The following is a 20,096-nucleotide window of genomic DNA, read 5'->3' on the forward strand; positions in this document are numbered from 1 at the left end:
TCCGCTGCCATGACCTGTGGCCCCTGCCCGCGACCGGGGCGACTGCTACCCTTGCCCGGTTTCCTCTTCCGGTGCCGTCCGCCCATGTCCCGAGTGCTGCCCCTGTCCCTCCTGCTGTCGGCCGTGCTGGCCGCACCGGCCGCGCATGCCGCGCCGACGCCGATCACCATCGAACAGGCCATGGCCGACCCGGACTGGATCGGTCCGCCGGTCGAGAAGGCCTGGTGGTCGTGGAACAGCCAGCAGGTGGAGTACCAGCTCAAGCGCAACGGCAGCCCGGTGCGCGACACCTTCCGCCAGCCGGTGGCCGGTGGCGTGGCCGCGCAGGTGGCCGATGACCAGCGCGGCACCCTGGACGTGGCCGAGCCGGTCTACGACCGCAGCCGCAGCCGCAGTGCGTTCGTCCGCAATGGCGACGTGTTCGTGCGCGACCTGCGCAGTGGTGCGCTGACCCAGCTGACCCGCAGCAACGAGCGCGCGGGCAACGTGAACTTCGCTGCCGACAACGGCGTGATCTGGCGCGTCGGCCAGAACTGGTTCCACTGGACTGCCGCCAGTGGTGTGCAGCAGGTGGCCAGCCTGAAGGCCGAGAAGGACCCGCGTACGCCGCCGAAGGCCGACGTGCTGCGCGACCAGCAGCTGCGTACGCTGGAAACCCTGCGCCGTGACCGCGACCAGCGCGAGGCGCTGAAGGACCAGGACCAGCGCTGGCGCCAGGCCGACCCGACCCGCGCGCCGGGCCCGGTGTACCTGGGCACCGATGTGGAGATTGCCGACAGCGTGCTGTCGCCGGACCTGGGCCACCTGATCGTGGTGACCAAGCCGAAGGACTTCGATGACGGTCGCGGCGGCAAGATGCCGCTGTACGTGACCGAATCGGGCTACGAGGAAACCGAGGACACCCGCACCCGCGTTGGCCGCAACGGCTTCGAGCCGCACACCCTGTGGTACGTCGACGTGCGCACCGGCAAGGCCGAGAAGATCTCGCTGTCGGGCCTGCCGGGCATCGGCACCGATCCGCTGGCCGAACTGCGCCGCAAGGCCGGCAAGGACGCACTGAAGGGCGAGCGCAGCCTGCAGGTGATGAGCGATTTCATGGGCGGTGGCATCCGCTGGAGCGCCGACGGCCAGCAGGCTGCAGTAATGCTGCGTGCCAACGACAACAAGGACCGCTGGATCATCAGCGTCAATGCCGCCGACGGCCGCGTGCAGAACCGCCACCGGCTGACCGACAACGCCTGGATCAACTGGGGCTTCAACGATTTCGGCTGGATGGCCGATGGCCGCACGCTGTGGCTGCTGTCCGAGGAATCGGGCTTCTCGCATCTGTACACCCAGGCCGGCAGCGCCAAGCCGCAGGCATTGACCAGCGGCAAGTGGGAAACCTCGGCGCCGGTGCCGTCGGCCGATGGCAAGGGCTTCTACTTCCTGTGCAACCAGCAGGCCCCGCATGACTATGAGGTCTGCGCGGTCGACACCGGCAGCCGCCAGGTGCGCGAGCTGACCAGCCTCAACGGCGTGGAAGACTTCTCGCTGTCGCCGGATGGCCAGCAGCTGCTGGTGCGCTACTCCGGCGCCTACCTGCCGCCGCAGCTGGCGGTGCTGCCCAGTGCCGGTGGCCAGGCACGCGTGCTGACCGACACCCGCACCGCCGACTACAAGGCCCGCCAGTGGGTCCAGCCGAAGCTGGTGGCAGTGCCGTCCAAGCATGGCGCCGGCGTGGTCTGGGCCAAGTACTACGAACCGGAAAACAAGCAGCCGGGCCGCAAGTACCCGATCGTGATGTTCGTGCACGGCGCCGGCTACCTGCAGAACGTGCACCAGCGCTACCCGGCCTACTTCCGCGAGCAGATGTTCCACAACCTGCTGGTGCAGAAGGGCTACATCGTGCTGGACATGGATTACCGCGGCAGCGAGGGCTACGGCCGCGACTGGCGTACGGCGATCTACCGCAACATGGGCCACCCGGAACTGGAAGACTACAAGGACGGTCTGGACTGGCTGGTCGACACCCAGCAGGGAGACCGCGACCACGCCGGCATCTACGGCGGTTCCTACGGCGGCTTCATGACCTTCATGGCGCTGTTCCGCTCGCCGGGCACCTTCAAGGCCGGCGCCGCGCTGCGTCCGGTGGTCGACTGGCACCAGTACAACCACGGCTACACCAGCAACATCCTCAACACCCCGGACATCGATCCGGAGGCGTACCGCGTGTCCTCGCCGATCGAGTACGCGCAGAACCTGCAGGACAACCTGCTGATCGCCCACGGCATGATGGATGACAACGTGTTCTTCCAGGACTCGGTGAACCTCACCCAGCGCCTGATCGAACTGCACAAGGACAACTGGTCGATCGCGCCGTACCCGCTGGAGCGCCACGGCTATGTCCGTGCCGATTCCTGGCTGGACCAGTACAAGCGCATCCTCAAGCTGTTCGAGCAGAACCTGAAGTGAGCACTGCCGCGGCCACGATAGAGATCGTGGCCGCGGTCATCCTGGATGACCGTGGCCGGGCGCTGGTGGTGCGCAAGCAGGGCGCCCACCGCTTCATCCAGCCGGGTGGCAAGCCCGAACCCGGCGAAGCGCCGCTGCAGGCGCTGGCCCGCGAGCTGGACGAGGAACTGGGCGTGCAGCTGCGCGCCGATGCCGCCCTGGCGCTGGGCACCTTCGAAGACTGGGCGGTGAACGAGCCCGGCCACCGCGTGCAGGCGCAGGCCTGGTGGGTGCAGGTGGACGGTACCCCGCAGGCGCGCGCCGAGATTGCCGAACTGGCCTGGGTGCCGCTGCAGCCGCCACACGGCCTGCCCTTGGCACCGCTGAGCGAACACCATATCCTGCCGGCCGTCGCCACCCGGGTGACGGCCCGCTGACCGCGCGGGTGCCGATTGCAAGGACATCGGATGTCAGTGCCGCTCCCGCCGCCCTCGTTGCAGCCTTCGCCCTACCACGCGTGGATCCGGCCACTGGTCCAGGCGTCCTTCTGGCTGTCCGCGCTGCTGGCCGGCTATTTCGTGCTGCAGGGGCTACTGGTCTGGCCGCTGCACGACGTTCCACTCTGGCAGCTGCTGGCGGGTGAAGCACAGCATCGGCAGATGCACAGCGTGGCCTGGCTGCTGGCGCACCCGGTGGTTGCCTCGATGATCGCCGCACTGCTCTGCCTGGTCTCGGCCGTGGCCAGCTGGGGGCTGCTGCGCGAACGCTACTGGGGCCTATGGAGTTTCGTGGTGATGCTGCTGCTGAGCGCACTGGCCAATTTCGCGATCACCTGGTGGTGGGACGTGTTCATGCGCGACATGATCGTGCTGCTCGCCGACGGGCCGGAGATGCAGCAGTCGCTGCAGCCGCGTCGCTGGATGATGACTTTCACCCTGCTCGGCACTTCAGTGCTGTTCCTGGGTCTGCAGGGTTGGCTGGCCTGGCGCTTGTTGCGGCCCGATATCCGCTCACGCTTCCGCTGAGCCCCATCCCCTTCTCGCACGACAAGGACCGTCGCATGCGCTTGCTGGCTCTTTTCCCTGCCCTGCTGCTGTTCGCCGCGCTGCCTGCCAGCGCCGATGCCCTGCGCTGCGGCGAGTATCGCAGCCTCGATGACGGCATGGCACTGGTGTTCACCAGCCCCAGCAGCGGCTACCGCCACAACGGCATCGGTGAGCCGGAACCGCTGTGGGTCGATCGCAGTGCGGCACAGACCCGCCTGGTCATGCTCGATGATGGCGTGGCGGAACCGATCCGGATCAGCGCCGATGGGCAGCGCATCGAGGACAGCGTGACGGTGATCTACACCCTGCGCCAGTCCCGGGCCTGCACCGCCGAACCCGGCGCGGTGGCCGGCAGCTGCCGCGCTGCTGGCAGCTACTGCATGGTGCAGCTGCCAACGGCCTCGCCCGGCCAGGCCCGGCGCGCCTGCGACGAGGGCGTGGGTGCGGGCTGCTCGACGCTGCTGCGGCTGATGCGTGAGGGCAGTGCGGCGGATGCTGCCGATGACGCCGGCCCGGCCGTCTTCGAGCGCCCGCCGCCGTGCCGCGAACACACCGCCGGGCACGAGCGGCAGGCCTGCGAAGCCATGACCGACGATGCACTGGCCACCGCCATGCGGCGGGTGGCCCAACGGCTGGCACAGGAAGACGAAGACACGCTGGATGCGCCGCTTCCGGCCGCTGCACGCGATCGCCTGCAGCAGTTGTGCCTGCAATACCGTGGTGGGCGCTTCTGCGTCGAAGTGGCCGCGCAGCAGCTGATCGCGCTGGAGCCCGCATTGGCGGTGCAGGCCCTGCAGGTCACCTGCGATGGCGGCCGCGTCAGTGCCTGCGAACGTACCGCACCATTGCGTGAACTCGGTGCCGACCTGCGCCTGGTGGCGCTCCAACATGTGCCGTGTGGCCGCTACCAGGCTGACGGTGGCGTGATCGACATGCTCGACTTCGGCGATGGCACGCAGGCCCGCCTGCACGAAGGCGCCGTCCAGCTGCAGCAGAACGGCGAAACCCTGACGCTGCGCCAGCTCGGCAATGGCGACCTGCTTGGCATGGATGTGCAGACGGCCTACCAGCGTTACCAACCCGTGCCAGGCACGGCACAATGCACGCCCCCGCGCGAGGGCCGTGGTTCGCCGTAGCGCCTGGAGTTTTCCGTTCGATCGTCAAGGAGACGACATGCATTCACCCGCACCGCGCCGCCGCTGGCTGGCCTGGGCGTTGCTGCTGGCCGCGCCGATGGCCGCCGCGCAGTCACTGCAATGCGGCCTGTTCAAGGCCGATGAAGGCAGCAGCACGCTGCGCATCAGCTCACCCAACCGTGGCGAGCAGAAGCACTTCGGCAGTGCACCCTCTCCGGTCGCTTTCCAGCGGATCGATGGAAAACTGCAGCTGGTGAGCCTGGAATACGGGCTGCCCCGCGAACTGCAGGTGCGCGACCGCGGCCGCACGGTCGAGGTGGATGGCACAGTGTTCAACCTGCAGGAGCCGGCAACCTGCGCGGCCGCCGCCGCCGCGGCGGACGGAAGCTGCCTGGCCGATGCAGCGGCCTGCATGGACAATCGTCGCGAGGCGACGCCGGCCGCGCTGGAAGCCGCCTGTCGCGAAGGGGTGCCCGGCATGTGCCTGCAGTTGGCCGATCGCTGGCATGACGATGCCGCTACCCCGGCCAGGCCGGATGCATCCGGACAGAAAGCCATCGTCGATGCGGCGTTGGCCGGCATCGAGCTGCCCGCCGCCTGCCGCGACGGTGGCTTCAGCAACGAGACGCCCGCCTGTGCCGCCGCACTGAAAGACGATCAAGCGCTGCAGGAAAAGATCGTCAGGGCGGTGATGGGCGTGGCGATGGCCGAAACGATGAAGTCGATGGTGTCCCCGTCCACACCGGTGGTGGTTCCCAGGGGACAGCGCCGGCAGCTGCTGCAGTTGTGCCAGCAGCGACCCCATGAGCGCTTCTGCGCGCGGGTGGCCGAGCTGGCCTGGGAATCGGGCGACCACCTGCAGGCGGTGCAGGCGCTGGCTCTGTCCTGCGCGACAGGCGCTGAAGCCACCGATTGCGCCCACCTGCCCGGCCTGCAGGCAGTGGGTACCGCGTTGATGCCCCAACCGGCGACCGCCCTGCCCTGCGGCAGCTTCCATTCCGATGGCGGTTTGATGGATACGCTGGCCTTCGGCGATGCCGGCCTGGTCGGCACCGGCTGGAACAGCCAGCTGCGTGCGCGTATCGAAGAGGGCGACATCCGCATCCGTCATGACAAAGGCGGCGACTTCGTGCTGCGTCCGTTGCCGGGCGGCCAGTTGCTGGGCCTGGACAAGTGGACCCGCTACCAGGTGTTCACCGCCACCGGCGATGCCCCCGCCAGCTGCAGCGCGCCGAAGCAGTACACCGTGCTGCCGCTGCCGCAGGACTGCCCGCAGGCGCTGGCCGACGGATCTGCCGAGGACTGCTGCGCACAAGGCAGGCTGCAGGGCTGCAACGTGTTGGGCAATCGCCTAGCGATGTCCGGGCAGTGGCCGCAGGCGGCCGGGCACTTCACCACCGTGTGCCGCGCTGGCGTGCGCGAGGGCTGCGAGAATCTGGTCACCGCCCACGGCGAAAGCCCCGAGGTGGATGCCCATGCCACGCTGGAGCAGCTGTGCAACGCCGATGGCAGTGGCCGCCACGTCGCCTGCGACGTGCTGGAAACCGGCAACTGGAGCGCGCTGGAACTGGGCCGCGCCCTGCAGAAGGCCATGGAAGACGCGGCGGCAGGGGGCACCCCGCCACGCAATTCCAACCGCAAGCGCTGAGCCCGCCAGGGCCTGTCCGCAGCTTCGGGCGGGCCCTGCGGTAAAGTACGCGCCATGAACGAATTCGAGCGCGTGCGCGCCTACCTCACCGACCTGCAGGACCGCATCTGCGCGGCGATCGAGGCCGCCGATGGCCAGGCCCGCTTCCAGGAAGACCTGTGGCAGCGGGCCGAGGGCGGCGGCGGGCGTACCCGCGTGCTGCGCGACGGTGCAGTGTTCGAACAGGCCGGCATCGGCTTCTCCGACGTGGCTGGCAGCCGCCTGCCGCCGTCGGCCTCGGCCAACCGCCCGGAACTGGCCGGCGCCTCGTGGCGCGCCACCGGCGTGTCGCTGGTGTTCCACCCGCTCAATCCCTACGTGCCGACCACCCACGCCAACGTGCGCTTTTTCCAGGCGCAGCGCGACGGCGAAGTGGTGGCCAGCTGGTTCGGCGGCGGCTTCGACCTGACCCCCTTCTATCCGTTCGACGAGGACGTGCAGCACTGGCACCGGGTCGCACGCGATCTGTGCACACCCTTCGGCGAGGAACGCTACGCCGCGCACAAGCGTTGGTGCGATGAGTACTTCTTCCTGCGCCACCGCAACGAAACACGCGGCGTCGGCGGCCTGTTCTTCGATGACCTGCATGGCGATTTCGAGCGCGATTTCGACTATCTGCGCGCGGTCGGCGATGGCTTCCTGGAGGCGTACCTGCCGATCGTGCAGCAGCGCAAGGACACGCCCCATGGCGAGCGCGAACGCGAGTTCCAGCTGTACCGCCGTGGCCGCTACGTGGAATTCAACCTGGTCTACGACCGCGGTACGCTGTTCGGCCTGCAGAGCGGTGGCCGCAGCGAAAGCATCCTGATGAGCTTGCCGCCGCGGGTGCGCTGGGAATACGGCTTCAACCCGGACGCCGGCAGTGCCGAGGCACGCCTGGCGGATTACCTGGTGCCACGCGACTGGCTCTGAGCTTCCGGCGCCACGCCTGGGGCGTGGTGCTTTCCCCTGCCTGCGGTGCGTCCTGCACCGGACAGGTCGTGTTCTTTCTTCTTCAAGGATGATGTCATGCCTGCTGTTGTTGCCCTCCGCCCCCGCGCTGCGGGTTGGCGCTCCCTGCTGCTGCTCGTGCTGGCCTCGGCCAGCCTGCCGGCCGCCGCGCAATCGATGGCTTGCGGCACCTACAAGGACAGCAGCGGCAACACCACGCTGACCCTCGAAAGCGAGGGCCACGGCTTCCTGTCCGGCCCCTACCAGGCCACCGAGGAACTGCGCATCGCCCGCCAGGACGACGTGCTCGGCACCGGCAACCTGTCCACAGGCCGCCTGGAGAACTGGTACTTCTCCGACAACGACCGCACCCTTAGCACCCCGTACCGCGAGTTCACCCGTGAGCGCTCCGCCGCATGCAAGGTGATGCCAGAGCCCATCGAAGACGGCTGCGTGATGAACACCTCCGAGTGCCTGGAGGCCTTGCCGGAAGCCGAGCCGCAGAAGCTGTATGCCTGGTGCGCCGAGGGCGTGGGCGCCGCCTGCATGCGCCTGCTGGAAACCTACCAGCAGCAGGCCAAGGACGCTTCGCCAAGCACAGCGGAGCCGCCGATGCCCGAGATCTGCAAGGAGGAGTCACCGTCGTTCGACGCCGAGGGCTGCACGGCAGTGGCCAGGCAGGTCGCCTCGGAAATGATGGGCAAGGCCCTGCTCGGCCTGCAGCATTCGGTGGATGCGCCGCTGCCGCCGGAACAGCTGGATGAACTGATCGCCCTGTGCCGCGTGCAGCAGGGCGAAACGTTCTGCGCCGACACCGCCGAGACCTTGTGGAGCAGTGGCCGCCTGCAGCAGGCCCGCGAGGCGCTGCAGCTGTCGTGTGCACAGCGCGCGGACGCCCCGGCCTGCGGGCCGGCCAAGGACCTCGGCGTGTTGGCCAGCGCTCCTGGCACGGCACTGGCACCGGTCACGGCCAGCGCGCTGCCCTGCGGCAGCTTTGAAGCCGAACGCAGCGTGCTGTCGCAGCTGCGCTTCCTGCAGGGCGGCGTGGTCGAAGCCGGTGGCCGCGAGCAGCCACTACGCGCCAGCCTGCGCGACGGCCGCATCCTCATCCATCGCGAACTCGGCAGCGACTTCGTGCTGCAGCTGCTGCAGAACGGCAACCTGGCCGGTATCGACGGTGGCAACCGCTTCGCCTACTACGAGCGCAAGCCGGCGGCGGGCAACGAACGCTGCACGCCATGACCGGGGCTGGGTAGCGCCGGTCCCCCGCCCGGCTGATGCACCGTGCAGCCGGGCCCAGGCACGGCGCTACCCGGTCAGGTGCTCTTCCTGGGGATGATGGTGATGTGCCCGTTGATCTCCAGCAGGGCCAGTTCGACATCCTCCACGCCCAGGCAGCCCTGCTGGCGCATGGCGGCCTCGAAATCGGCGCGGGTGACCTGCTCGCGACGCAGCACGGTGTCGAACAGGCGCCCATCGCGCGCGATCACCACCGGTTCTCCCTCCACCAGGCGCTCGATCCGCCGGTTGCGGGTACTGACCCAGCCCACCCCGTAGTTGAGCAGGATCAGGGTCGCCGCCAGCAGCAGGCCGCCGCCCAGCGAGGTGTCGGTGCCCAGCAGGGCGTTCTGTACGGCATTGCCCAGCAGCACGATCAGCAGCACGTCGAACGGCGTGATCTGCCCCAGCGCGCGCTTGCCGCTGAGCCGGACCATGCCCAGCACTACGACGTAGACCACTACCGCGCGCAGGATGAACTCCCACCACGGCATCGCCAGTGCGAACAGATCGGGCATCGTTTTCCCCTGCGGAGCGGTGGCCCAGCGTGGCGCAGACCAGGGAATCTGGCAACGGCACAAATAAAAAGCCCCGCTGACCAGGGGGAGGTCAACGGGGCCGGGGAACGGGCACTTGGGGAGGAGTCCCCGTTCCGAGATCTGCTCCAGGGGATGGGAGAGATCCACAACAGGCATTGCGCCTGTCGAGAGTTATAGAAGCACTCCGAACACTAACGGTTCGTGAAGGGGCCCAATTTAATGAACTTCAATCGGGGGAACATTCATGATCGAGTCAGAAACCTCCGACTGATGAACAAATTCACGTCGTTTTCGGCCTGAAACGGGGTCAGTGTGCTTCGTCCCAGTTGTTGCCGATGCCGGTATCGACCACCAGCGGCACCCGCAGTTTGGCCGCTTGCGACATGCGTTCCACCACCTGCAAACGCAAGTCTTCGACGAAACCACTTTCGGTTTCGAACACCAGTTCATCGTGCACCTGCAGGATCATCCGTGCCGGTGCGCCGCTGTCACGCAGCCACTGGTCCACGTCCACCATCGCGCGCTTGATGATGTCGGCGGCGGTGCCCTGCATCGGCGCGTTGATCGCCGCGCGTTCAGCACCCGCGCGCAGGCCCTGGTTGCGGGCATGAATGTCGTTCAGGTACAGGCGGCGGCCGAACAGGGTTTCCACGTAGCCCTGGTCGCGGGCCTGCTGGCGCATCCGCTCCATGAAGTCGCGCACGCCCGGGTAGCGGCTGAAGTACAGCGCCACGTAGTCCTGCGCCTGGCCACGGTCGATGCCCAGGTTGCGGGCCAGGCCGAACGCGCTCATGCCGTACATCAGGCCGAAGTTGATCGCCTTGGCGGCACGGCGTTCGTTCGGGGTCACTTCCTCCAGCGTGCGCCCGAACACCTCGGCGGCGGTGGCACGGTGCACGTCGGCGCCCTGTTCGAAGGCCCGCACCAGGCCCGGGTCCTCTGACAGGTGGGCCATGATCCGCAGCTCGATCTGCGAATAGTCGGCCGCCAGCAGCTGGAAGCCCTCCGGCGCGATGAACGCGCGGCGGATGCGGCGGCCGTCCTCGGTGCGGATCGGAATGTTCTGCAGGTTCGGGTCCGACGAGGACAGGCGGCCGGTGGCGGCACCGGACTGGTGGTAGCTGGTGTGCACGCGGCCGGTGTCCGGGTTGACCATCTCCGGCAGCTTGTCGGTGTAGGTGCTGCGCAGCTTGGCCAGGCCGCGGTACTCCAGGATCACCCGCGGCAGCTCGTGCTGCTCGGCAATCGCCTCCAGCGCCTCTTCATTGGTGCTGGGCTGGCCCTTGGGGGTCTTCACCACCGCCGGCAGCTTCAGCTCATCGAACAGCACCGCCTGCAGCTGCTTGGGCGAATCCAGGTTGAAGCTGCGCCCGGCCAGCTCGGTGGCCTTCTGCTGCGCGGCCAGCATGCGCGAGGACAGGTCCTGGCTCTGCCGGCGCAGTTCATCGGTATCGATCCGCACGCCATTGGCTTCGATCGTGGTCAGTACCGGCACCAGCGGCATCTCGATGTCGCGGTATACGCTGTCCAGCGCCGGCTCGGCCAACAGCTGCGGCTGCAGCGCGTGGTGCAGGCGCAGGGTGATGTCCGCGTCCTCGGCCGCATAGCGGCTGGCTTCGTCGATGCCCACCTGCGAGAACGGAATCTGCTTGGCGCCCTTGCCGGCCACGTCCTCGAACTTGATGGTGCTGTAGCCCAGGTAGCGCAGGGCCAGCGAGTCCATGTCGTGGCGGGTGGCGGTGGAATTGAGCACGAAGCTCTCGAGCATGGTGTCGTCGTGGTAGCCCTGAACGTCCACGCCGTGGCGGCGCAGTACATGCAGGTCGTACTTGCCGTGCTGGCCCAGCTTCTTCTTCGCCGGGTCCTGAAGCACCGGGCGCAGCGCGTCCAGCACCTGCTGCATCGGCAGCTGCGCCGGTGCACCCGGGTAGTCGTGGCCGACCGGAATGTAGGCGGCCTTGCCCGGCTCGACGGCCAGGCTGACGCCGACCAGGCGCGCACGCATCGCGTCCAGCGCATCGGTCTCGGTATCGAAACTGATCAGGTCGGCCTGCTGCAGGCGCTCGACCCAGGCCTGCAGCTGTTCGGTGGTCAGCACCGTCTCGTATTCACCGGGCGCGGCCAGCGCCGGGTCCAGCGCACCGGCGGCCGGCGCCTCGGCGCTGCCACGGGCGAAGCCGGCGGCGGTACCACGCAGGCTCGGGGTGGCCTCACTGGCAGCGGTGGGCGCCGGCAGCGGTGCCCCCAGTTCCTTCAGCGCCTGGGTGAAGCCGTAGCGCGTATACAGCTCGGTCAGCTCCGGCACGTCCTGCTCGCGCAGGGCCAGTGTGGTCGGGCTGGCGTCCAGCGCCACGTCGGTGCGGATGGTCACCAGCTCGCGGTTCAGCGGCAGCCGCTCCAGCGCGGCGCGCAGGTTCTCGCCGATCTTGCCCTTCATGGTCGGCGCGGCCGCCATCACCCCGTCCAGGTGCTGGTACTCGGCCAGCCACTTGGCGGCGGTCTTCGGCCCGCACTTCTCCACGCCCGGCACGTTGTCGACGGTGTCACCCATCAGTGCCAGCAGGTCGATGATCTGGTCGGCACGCACGCCGAACTTGTCCATCACTGCCGCGTCCGAATCCATGCGGCTGCCGGTCATGGTGTTGACCAGCTCGATGCCCGGACGCACCAGCTGGGCGAAGTCCTTGTCGCCGGTGGAAATGGTCACCTTCAGGTCCTGTGCCAGGCCCTGCAGGGCCAGCGTGCCGATCACATCGTCGGCTTCCACGCCGGGGATGCGCAGGATGCTGATGCCCAGCGCCTCGACGATGCGGCACATCGGCTCGACCTGGCTGCGCAGCTCGTCGGGCATCGGCGGCCGGTTGGCCTTGTACTGGTCGTACAGGTCATCGCGGAAGGTCTTGCCGGGCGCATCGACCACGAACGCGACATAGGCCGGGCGTTCCTTCAGCGTCGAGCGCAGCATGTTGACCACGCCGAACAGCGCGCCGGTGGGTTCACCCTGTGCATTGGACAGGGGCGGCAGCGCGTGGAACGCGCGGTACAGGTAACTGGACCCGTCGATCAGGACTAATCTGCTCATGCGCCGATTCTACGCGCCCGTGCCTGCACCGCGACGACACGGCACGCACCCGGCGATGGGGCATAATCAGGGCTCTATCCAGGCAAAGGCCCCCGCCGATGAAGACCCTGATGCTGGCTTCCGTGCTCCTGCTCGCTGGCTGCGCCAGCATGGGTGGCGCAGGTGCTCCCCCGGTGGACGTCAAGGGCGCCGATGTCTCCAAGCGCACCATGGACAACGGTGACACCATCGAGGAATACCGCGTGTCCGGCCAGCTGCGCATGGTCAAGGTGACCCCGTCGCGCGGCGCGCCGTACTACATGTACGACAAGAATGGCGACGGCCGTTTCGACAACGACAAGGACGGCGTGTCGCCGGTGTACTGGAAGCTGTACAGCTGGTGATGTGACCGGCATCGAACCGGGCGGAGTGGCAGCACTCCGCCCATGTTCAACGGGTTACTGCACGCAACCCGCCGCGTCACCGTCGCAGGCCCGCGCCGTCGCCGCCGGCAACCGGATTCCAGGGTACGTGATGCCGATCGCACGCTGCTCAACGGCTGCCGCCGCCGCATCGACATAGACGGCCCGCGGCAGCACCGCGCCCTGTGCGAGCACTCCAGGACGCATCGCTTCGGGATCAGGTCCATCGCCCACCACGAGAGGGCGGCCATCCGTGCCTACGGCATGGAAATAGGCCGGCGGGCGTCCGATGAAATCGATCGTGTGCGTTCTGCCGGCGCTGGTCAGATAGATCGGCAGGGGCTGGGTGCCGATGCTGCCGCTGGACCACCAATGGCTGGCACCGGCCAGCACCGGCGCGGTACCCAGCTGGCGGATGTCACCGCCCTGCACCTTCAGGTGGAACCCGCTACTACCGGCATCGACGCTGAATGCGCTGCCGTTGAGCGAGGCGAGGGTCAGGGTACCGGCGCTGGTCAGGCTGAAGCCTGCGGGCGACTGGAAATCACCGAGGGTGCCGATGGCATTGGCCACGAACAGTGAGGCGTCGCCCAGCATCGTCGGGCCGGCCGCGCGTCCACTGAGCTGGTCAGCCAGCAGGCGGCCACCGGCACCCGCGCGGATCGCACCGGACGACTGCAGGCGCAGCCCGCCCGCCTGCACACTGCCATCGAGCAGCAGATCACCACCGTGCACATCGAGCAGGCCCTGCGCGCCAGCCTGCACGTCGCCGCTCACCTGTAGACCGTGCAGGGTCTTCAACTCCAGGCCCTGGCTGCTGAAGTCACCGAGCGTGGCGATACGGTTGTCACCACGCAGGCTGGCCTTGCCGCCGGCACTACCCTGCAGGCGCTGTGCGGCCAGTACACCGCCGGTCTGGGTCAGCGTGCCACCCGTTGCGAGCTGCAGTACACCCGCGGCCAGTACATCCTGGCCGAGCTGCAGGTCCTGGCCGCTGCGCAGGGTGATGTTGTTGCCGCGCAGCGCCGCCGGCAACCGCAATGCGCCGCCGGCCAGCAGCTGCAGGTCACCGTTGCCGGTATCGATTGCGCCGCTGGGCAGATCCAGTGCGCCCCCGGCCTGCAGGCGAACCGCCGCGCTGTGGCTGTCGAGCAAACCGATGCGCAGGTCGCCCGCACTGGCCAGATCGATACCCGCGCCAGCCAGCGACACCGCGCCGCGCAGATCGTTGCCAGCCAATCCCAGTGCAATCGATGCGTTGCTGCGCAGGTCGGTGCTGCCATCCACGCGCAGCGTGCCGTCCTGATCGATGCCGTTGCTGCCCACCGCCTGCAGGTTACCGCCCACGCGGGTCGTGCCGAAGTGCAGTTGCTGGCCCTGCAGGGTCACATCGCCGGCGACATTGGCCGTCGACAGGGTCAGGCGTCCTGCACTGCGTGCAGCCAGGCCGTCCGCCGTCACGCCCTGCAGCTGCAGCGGGCCATCGCTGGCCAGCGCCACCTGCCGGCCCTGCACCGTGACCGCATCGCCGAAGTGGTTGCCACCGGCCTGCAGGTCGATGTCACCGCCAGCGCTCAGGCGGGTCGTGCCCACCACCTGCGCGGCACCCTGCTGGCGGATGTCGCCGGCGCTGGCCAGCGACAGCTGGCCACTCGCGGCCACATTGCCCAGCAGCAGCGTATCGCCGGTTACGTTGATGTCACCGCCGGACAGGTTGAGCGCGCCGCCGAAACGGTTGCCGGCATTGCCCAGCGCGATGCGCCCGCTGCCTGCATCAACCTGCACTGCACCGACCGACTGCACGCCGCCCCCCACCCCATTGGGCACGGCGACCTGCACGATGTCCGCGTTGCTGCTGGCCAGGCTCAGCGAACCGCTGCTGCGCAGATCGGCCCCCAGGCGCACGCCATCGCGGCCGACCACGGTCACGTTGTTGCCGGCCAGCAGCGCATTGGCCTGCACCGCACCGCCATCGGCGAGCAGGGTCAGGTTTCCGGCACCGGCATCGATGGCCGGCAGCTGCAGGCCTCCCCCGGCGTGCAGGCGCACATCGGACGGGCCGCCGTTGTTCAGGCGATCGACCTGCAGATCGCCCGCTGCGCGTAGATCGACACCGTTGCCGTCCAGCCCGACCGCACCCGTGAAGCGGTTGTCGGCACGGTCCAGTGCAATGGTGCCCTGCGTGCGCACGTCGCTGCGGCCGCCGACTTCGAGCGCCGCCTGCTGGGAGACACCGCCCAGGCCCGCGCGTGCATCCAGGTTGCCGCTGGCGGACACGCTGTCGAGCAGCAGGCCATCACCGGTGGTGATGGCGATGTTGCCGCCCTGCAGGGCGACGCTGCCATCGAAACGATTGCCGGCCTGATCCAGGCTGATGTCCGAACCGGCCTGGAAGCGGCTGTTGCCCGTCACCTGCAGCGCATCGGACTGGGTGATCGCAGCGGCGCTGTTGACCTGCAGTGTTCCCTGCACGGAGGTGGCCCCGAGCCGCACGCCGTTACCCGCCAGCACGGCATCGCGCGCAGCCTGCAGCTGCTGGATATCCAGTGCCGTGCTGCTGGACAGGGTGATGTCACGGCCCTGTACCTGCAGTGCGCTGCCCAGTTGATTGCCGGTTCCGCCCAGCACGATATCGGTGCTGGCGGTCAGCTGGCTGTTGTTGCCGATCGCCAGGCTCCCACTTCCCTGGCGGATCGCACCCGCGTGTGCGGTCGCCAACAGCGTGCCGCCGATGGTGGCTCCATCCAGCAGCAGGGAGGCCCCTTCGATCGTGGCATTGCCCGCGATGCCGGCGGCACCCAGGCTCAAGTGGCCACCGCTACGCGCGATCAGGCTGTCCGCCGTCACCCCTTGCAGCTGCAGGGGGTCGGTGCTGGCCAATGCCACCTGCCGGCCCTGCACGGCCACGGCATCACCGAAACGGTTGCCCGCGGCCTGCAGGTCGATGTCACCGCCGGCACTCAGGCGGGTCGTGCCCACCACCTGCGCGGCACCCTGCTGGCGGATGTCGCCGGCGCTGGCCAGTGACAACGTGCCGCCCGCGTTGACGCTGCCCAGCAGCAGCGTGTCGGCGGCCACGTTGATATCACCACCGGACAGGTTGAGCGCGCCACCGAAACGGTTGCCGACGTTGCCCAGGGCGATGCGTCCGTTGCCTGCGTTGACCTGCACCGCACCGACCGACTGCACGCTGCCACCCACGCCGTTGGGCGCAGCGGCCTGCACGATGTCCGCATTGCTGCTGGACAGGGTCAGTAAACCACCGCTGCGCAGGTCACCACCCAGCCGCACGCCATCGCGGCCTGTCAGCGTGACGTTGTTGCCGGCCAGCAGCGCATTGGCCTGCAACACCCCACCCTCGGCGAGCAGGGTCAGGTTGCCGGTACCGGCATCGATGGCAGAGGTGGGCAGTTGCAGTCCTCCGCCCGCACGCAGGCGTATATCGGATTGCCCGGCGTTGTTCAGACGATCAATCTGCAGATCGCCTGCGGCGCGCAGATCGACACCCTTCCCATCGAGTCCGACCGCACCTGTGAACCGGTTGTCGGCTCGGTCCAGCGCGATGGCGCCCTGCGTGCGGATGTCGCTGCGGCCGCCGACCTGGACTGCCGCCTGCTGGGAAACACCGGCGCTGCCAGCGCGTGCATCCAGATTTCCTGACACCGATACGGCGTCGAACAGCAGGCCACCGCTGGTGCCGAGGGCAACATTGGCCCCCTGCAGGGCGACGCTGCCGTCGAAACGATTGCCGGCCTGGTCCAGGGTGATGTCCGAACCCGCCTGGAAGCGGCTGTTGCCTGCCACCTGCAGTGCAGCAGACTGGGTGATCGCACCCGTGCTGTTCACCTGCAGTGTTCCCTGCACCGAGGTTGCACCAAGCCGCACGCCGTTGCCGCTGAGCCGCACGTCACGCGCGGCCTGAAGATTCTGCAGGTCCAGGGCCGTGCTGCTGGACAGGGTGATGTCGCGCCCCTGCACCTGCAAGGCACTGCCCAGTTGATTGCCGGCTCCGCCCAGCACGATGTCGGTGCCGGCGGTCAGCTGGCTGTTGTTGCCGATCGCCAGGCTGCCACTTCCCTGGTTGATGGCACCTGCGCGTGCGGTCGCCACCAGCGCGCCGCCGATGCTCACCTGGTCGAACAGCAGGGACGTGCCGTCAAGGACCGCAGTGCCTGCAACATTGGCATTGGCCAACGACAGCGCCCCCGCGCTGTCTGCATCCAGCGCCGCAGCCGTCACCCCATCCAGTGCCAGGCCCGGCTGCGCACGGATCCGCACCTGGTTGCCGCTCAACGCGACCTTGCCGGCAAAGGTGTTGGCCGTTGTATCCAGCATCAGGTCGCCACCGCTGCCGGCGCTGAAGCTGGCATCGCCACCGACGGTGAGCGTACCGCCCTGGGTGAACCCGGTGGTGCTGCTGACGTCAAGCCGGCCACTGGTGCGGATCGCCTGCGCGATCACGCTTGCCCCCTTGAGTTCGAGATTGGCCAGCCCCGCGCCGGGCGTGGTACCTGCGCCGGACTGCAGTTCAAGCGCACCGTGCGCGTTGAGCACCAGGCTGCTGCGGCCATCGCTGCTGCCGTCGATACGACCGGCCAACAGGTTGCCATTGTTGCTGCGGATGCTGAACACCCGGGGGGTGTTCGCCACCAGGTTGACGTTGCCCAGGCGGATCGCGCCGTCGGCCGTGATGTTGCCGCCGAGCTGGAGCGGACCCGCACCACGGCTGTCGAGGCTGGCGAGCGCCTGATTGCCGCCCACGTCACCGGCAAACACTACATTGAGCCCGCGTGCGAGCGTCAGTGCGTATCCACCATCGATGCGCCCCCGGAAGTTGATCTGGCCAAGCTGGCTGTCCAGCACGCTGTCGCGGGTCAGCACCACATTGCCCTGGAAGTACTGCAGGCCGATGCTCCTGCCGCTGGCGGGAAGCTGCACGACATCCGCCGTCGCCAACAGGCTGTCCACGTCGAAATCGGAGAAGGCCAGCGTGCCCGCAGCGGAAATGTAGCTGCCGCGACCCTTCAGTGACACCTCACCGCCAAACCGGTTGACCGGCTGGCCCAAGCCGTTCGCCCTGTCGAGATTGATGGGACCGCCGGCGTCGACATGGGTGGTGCCGCCGATGTCCAGCATGCTGCCCGCGGCTTGCTGCAGCCCGCCGGTGAGATCCAGCCGCAGGTTCTCCGACAGCGTGCTGTTGCCCAGCAGCAGATCGCCCGCGCGTAGCTGGGCGCTTCTGCCCCTCAGGCTGACCTCGCCACCGAAGCGATTGCCTGCATCGGTGACGTTGATGTCGCCCGCACTGCTGAGCGAGGTCCGGCCATCGACCTGGAAACTGCCCATCTGGGTCAGGCTGATTCCGGAATCGATGTTGAGGTTGCCCTTGCTGACGATGCCTTGACCGTTGAAGAGATGCCCGGTGATGCTGACATCGGCGGCCTGGATGTTGCCGTTGACCTGGATCTGGCCAGCGGTTTTCATTGCCAGGTTGTAGCCACCGGCGGTGTTGCTGGAGATACCGTCGGTGGTGAGGGCGCCGCCGCCGGTGCTGATCAGCTGCGTGTTGCCGTCCAGCACCACGTTGCCCTGCAGCAGGATCTCGCCGTTGCTGGTGAGGCGGCTGCCCAGCACGATGGTATCGGCGCGGCCGTGCAGGCGACCCACCGCCCCGGTTCCTCCCACCTCGCCGCCGATCGTGAGCTGGCGTGCACTCAGATTCAGACCGCCGCCGTCACCGTCGACCGTTCCGCCGAGTGTCAGGCTCCCGATAAGCGAGGTCAGGCTGCGCACACCGTACACGCGCACCGGACCAGCGAACCCGAGCGTGCCCAGCGTGCTGACATCGCCGAACAGGCGCGCGCCGCTACCGGCGCTGACATTGAGACCCTGCAATGCGGTGCTGCCACCAATGGCACCGGAGAACGTGGCCATTCCGCTGGCGTCGACGCCCAGCTGGTAGCTGCCATCAACGGTGCCGTCGAACAGGATCGTCCCACCCTGCAGCGTCGAGTTGCCCTGCAGTGTCACCGCGGACCGATAGGCCTGGTCACCGGACGTGGTGATCGTACCGCTCAGGCCAAGGCTGCCGCCCTGCGCATCCAGGCTGCGCGCATCGATATCGCCCAGGTTCAGTGCACCGATGCCGACCAGACTGACATCGGCTCCTTTCGCGCTGACCCGGTTGCCGAAACTGTTGCCGGCATGGGTCAGGGTGATATTGCCCGCAGCTGCGTCGAGCGTGGTATTGCCACCGACCGACAGCGCCCCACTGTTCGCCAGGCTGGTCGAGGTGGCCAGGGTCAGGTCGGTACCGACATGGCCGCCAACGCGGCTGACGGCATTGCTCGCCTGTCCCAGGGTCACTCGGCCCTGCGTATCCAGTTGCAGCGCGCCCTCCAGCGAACCCGCGGTCTGGGTGATGTTGTTCGCGTCGATTCCGATCGAGTCTGCCTTGATCGAGCCTGACAGCACCACGTCGCCGTTGATGCCGCCATTCAAGTTCACGGTCGTGGCGTCGATGCTGCCGCCGGTCATCTGGATGGCGACCGGCCCCCCCATGACAGCCGATCCCACCGTGGACATCGCCGTGGCCGTAACGATGGCGTTGTTGATCGCCACCGGTGCAGAACTGCGGATGGTCAGGCTGCCGTCGCTGGCATCGATGGCGTTGGCGATGATCGTGCCACCCGCGTTGATGCCGGTGGCGGACAGCCCGGGTCCCATCAGCGCGGTCATGTTGATGTTGCGTGCACTGAGGGTCCCGACGTTGCTGATGCCGGTACCTGCCCTGCCACTCGACGCAGTGGTGGCGAACGACAGGCTCGGCATGCCGGTCGATGACACACCGGTCACCGCGGTCACCGCACCTGCCGCCACCAGATCGATGTTGCCGAGCGGTGCGGCGATGTAACCGTTGTTGAACACCGAGCCACCGACCAGGCTGATGCCGCCGGCCGTAGCCGTCAGCGTACCTCCCAGGTTGCTGACCGCGGCACTGCCCCCTGCGCCACCCAGTTCGAAACTGGGTGCCAACCCACCACCATCCAGCGGAATCCCCTGTGCGCCGGGCGCCAGGGTGCTCGCCAGCAACCCGCCCACGTTGACGCTGGCAGTGCCGGTGAAGGTAATGCCCGCCGGATTGAGCAGGAATACCTGCCCGTTGGACAGCAGCTGGCCGCTGATGATGCTGGCCGACGGGCCGGTCACCAGGTTGATGGCCGTCGACCTCGAGCCCGCCTGATCGAACCTGACCGTGTTGCCTGAGCCGATGTTGAAGCTGCTCCACTGGAACAACGCAGCCTGGCTCTGCTGGGTGATCGTCATGGTGTTGCCATTGACGTTGATGATTCCCGAGCCCGACGTAATGGTGCCGTTCTGTGGCAGGGTCTGCGCGGTGGCCTGCAGGCTGCCGGTCAGCAGCAGCGCCGCGGTCAACGGTGCCAGCCAAAGAGGGGTGTGCGATCGCGCCGGGACAGCGCGGCGTGGCCCGCGCGCGAACTCCGCAGCGACCTGCACCTGGCCCAGCGAAGGATTGAAGACGAGTCGGTAGATACGGTTCATG

Annotated in this window: 11 protein-coding genes; 8 read left to right on the plus strand and 3 right to left on the minus strand. The window is 68.0% G+C overall.

Annotation, left to right across the window (positions count from 1 at the left end; genetic code table 11):
- Window positions 1–84 precede the first annotated feature (84 nt).
- The 7 genes from N440_RS17585 to N440_RS17615 all read left to right on the plus strand — a co-directional run bounded on the left by N440_RS17585 (window position 85) and on the right by N440_RS17615 (window position 8,474).
- Complete coding sequence (locus N440_RS17585; protein WP_133935901.1) at window positions 85–2,454, plus strand: S9 family peptidase; 2,370 nt, start codon at window positions 85–87, stop codon at window positions 2,452–2,454.
- Entirely contained in the window at window positions 2,451–2,870 is a 420-nt protein-coding gene (locus tag N440_RS17590; protein WP_133935902.1) for an NUDIX domain-containing protein, read from the plus strand. The genes N440_RS17585 and N440_RS17590 overlap by 4 nt, the downstream gene beginning before the upstream one ends.
- 30 nt (window positions 2,871–2,900) lie before the next feature.
- Window positions 2,901–3,458, plus strand: coding sequence for a hypothetical protein (locus N440_RS17595; protein WP_133935903.1), 558 nt, complete (start codon window positions 2,901–2,903; stop codon window positions 3,456–3,458).
- A 35-nt stretch (window positions 3,459–3,493) separates the two neighbouring features.
- Window positions 3,494–4,615, plus strand: coding sequence for a hypothetical protein (locus N440_RS17600; protein ID WP_133935904.1), 1,122 nt, complete (start codon window positions 3,494–3,496; stop codon window positions 4,613–4,615).
- A gap of 37 nt (window positions 4,616–4,652) precedes the next feature.
- Window positions 4,653–6,263 carry a hypothetical protein gene (locus N440_RS17605; RefSeq protein WP_133935905.1) on the plus strand — a complete coding sequence of 537 codons (1,611 nt, stop codon included), beginning with the start codon at window positions 4,653–4,655 and terminating at the stop codon, window positions 6,261–6,263.
- A 54-nt stretch (window positions 6,264–6,317) separates the two neighbouring features.
- Window positions 6,318–7,214 (plus strand): oxygen-dependent coproporphyrinogen oxidase, encoded by an 897-nt coding sequence (gene hemF, locus N440_RS17610; protein WP_133935906.1) that lies wholly within the window; start codon window positions 6,318–6,320, stop codon window positions 7,212–7,214.
- A 96-nt stretch (window positions 7,215–7,310) separates the two neighbouring features.
- Window positions 7,311–8,474, plus strand: a complete 1,164-nt coding sequence (locus N440_RS17615; protein WP_133935907.1) for a hypothetical protein — start codon at window positions 7,311–7,313, stop codon at window positions 8,472–8,474.
- Window positions 8,475–8,548: 74 nt separating this feature from the next.
- On the opposite strand, the gene N440_RS17620 is transcribed toward N440_RS17615, so the two are convergent.
- On the minus strand, window positions 8,549–9,028 hold the full coding sequence (locus tag N440_RS17620; protein WP_008266839.1) for a YetF domain-containing protein: 480 nt from the start codon (window positions 9,026–9,028) through the stop codon (window positions 8,549–8,551).
- 328 nt (window positions 9,029–9,356) lie between these two features.
- Window positions 9,357–12,131 (minus strand): DNA polymerase I, encoded by a 2,775-nt coding sequence (gene polA, locus N440_RS17625; RefSeq protein ID WP_133935908.1) that lies wholly within the window; start codon window positions 12,129–12,131, stop codon window positions 9,357–9,359.
- A 98-nt stretch (window positions 12,132–12,229) separates the two neighbouring features.
- Between polA and N440_RS17630 the strand changes: the two genes are divergently transcribed.
- Complete coding sequence (locus N440_RS17630) at window positions 12,230–12,514, plus strand: DUF2782 domain-containing protein (RefSeq protein ID WP_040006855.1); 285 nt, start codon at window positions 12,230–12,232, stop codon at window positions 12,512–12,514.
- 54 nt (window positions 12,515–12,568) lie between these two features.
- Here the strand turns inward: N440_RS17630 and N440_RS17635 are convergent, their stop codons facing one another.
- On the minus strand, window positions 12,569–20,095 hold the full coding sequence (locus N440_RS17635; RefSeq protein ID WP_133935909.1) for a filamentous hemagglutinin N-terminal domain-containing protein: 7,527 nt from the start codon (window positions 20,093–20,095) through the stop codon (window positions 12,569–12,571).
- Window position 20,096: the final 1 nt, after the last annotated feature.

Source organism: Stenotrophomonas sp. CC22-02, from assembly GCF_004365115.1.
Taxonomy (GTDB): domain Bacteria; phylum Pseudomonadota; class Gammaproteobacteria; order Xanthomonadales; family Xanthomonadaceae; genus Stenotrophomonas; species Stenotrophomonas forensis.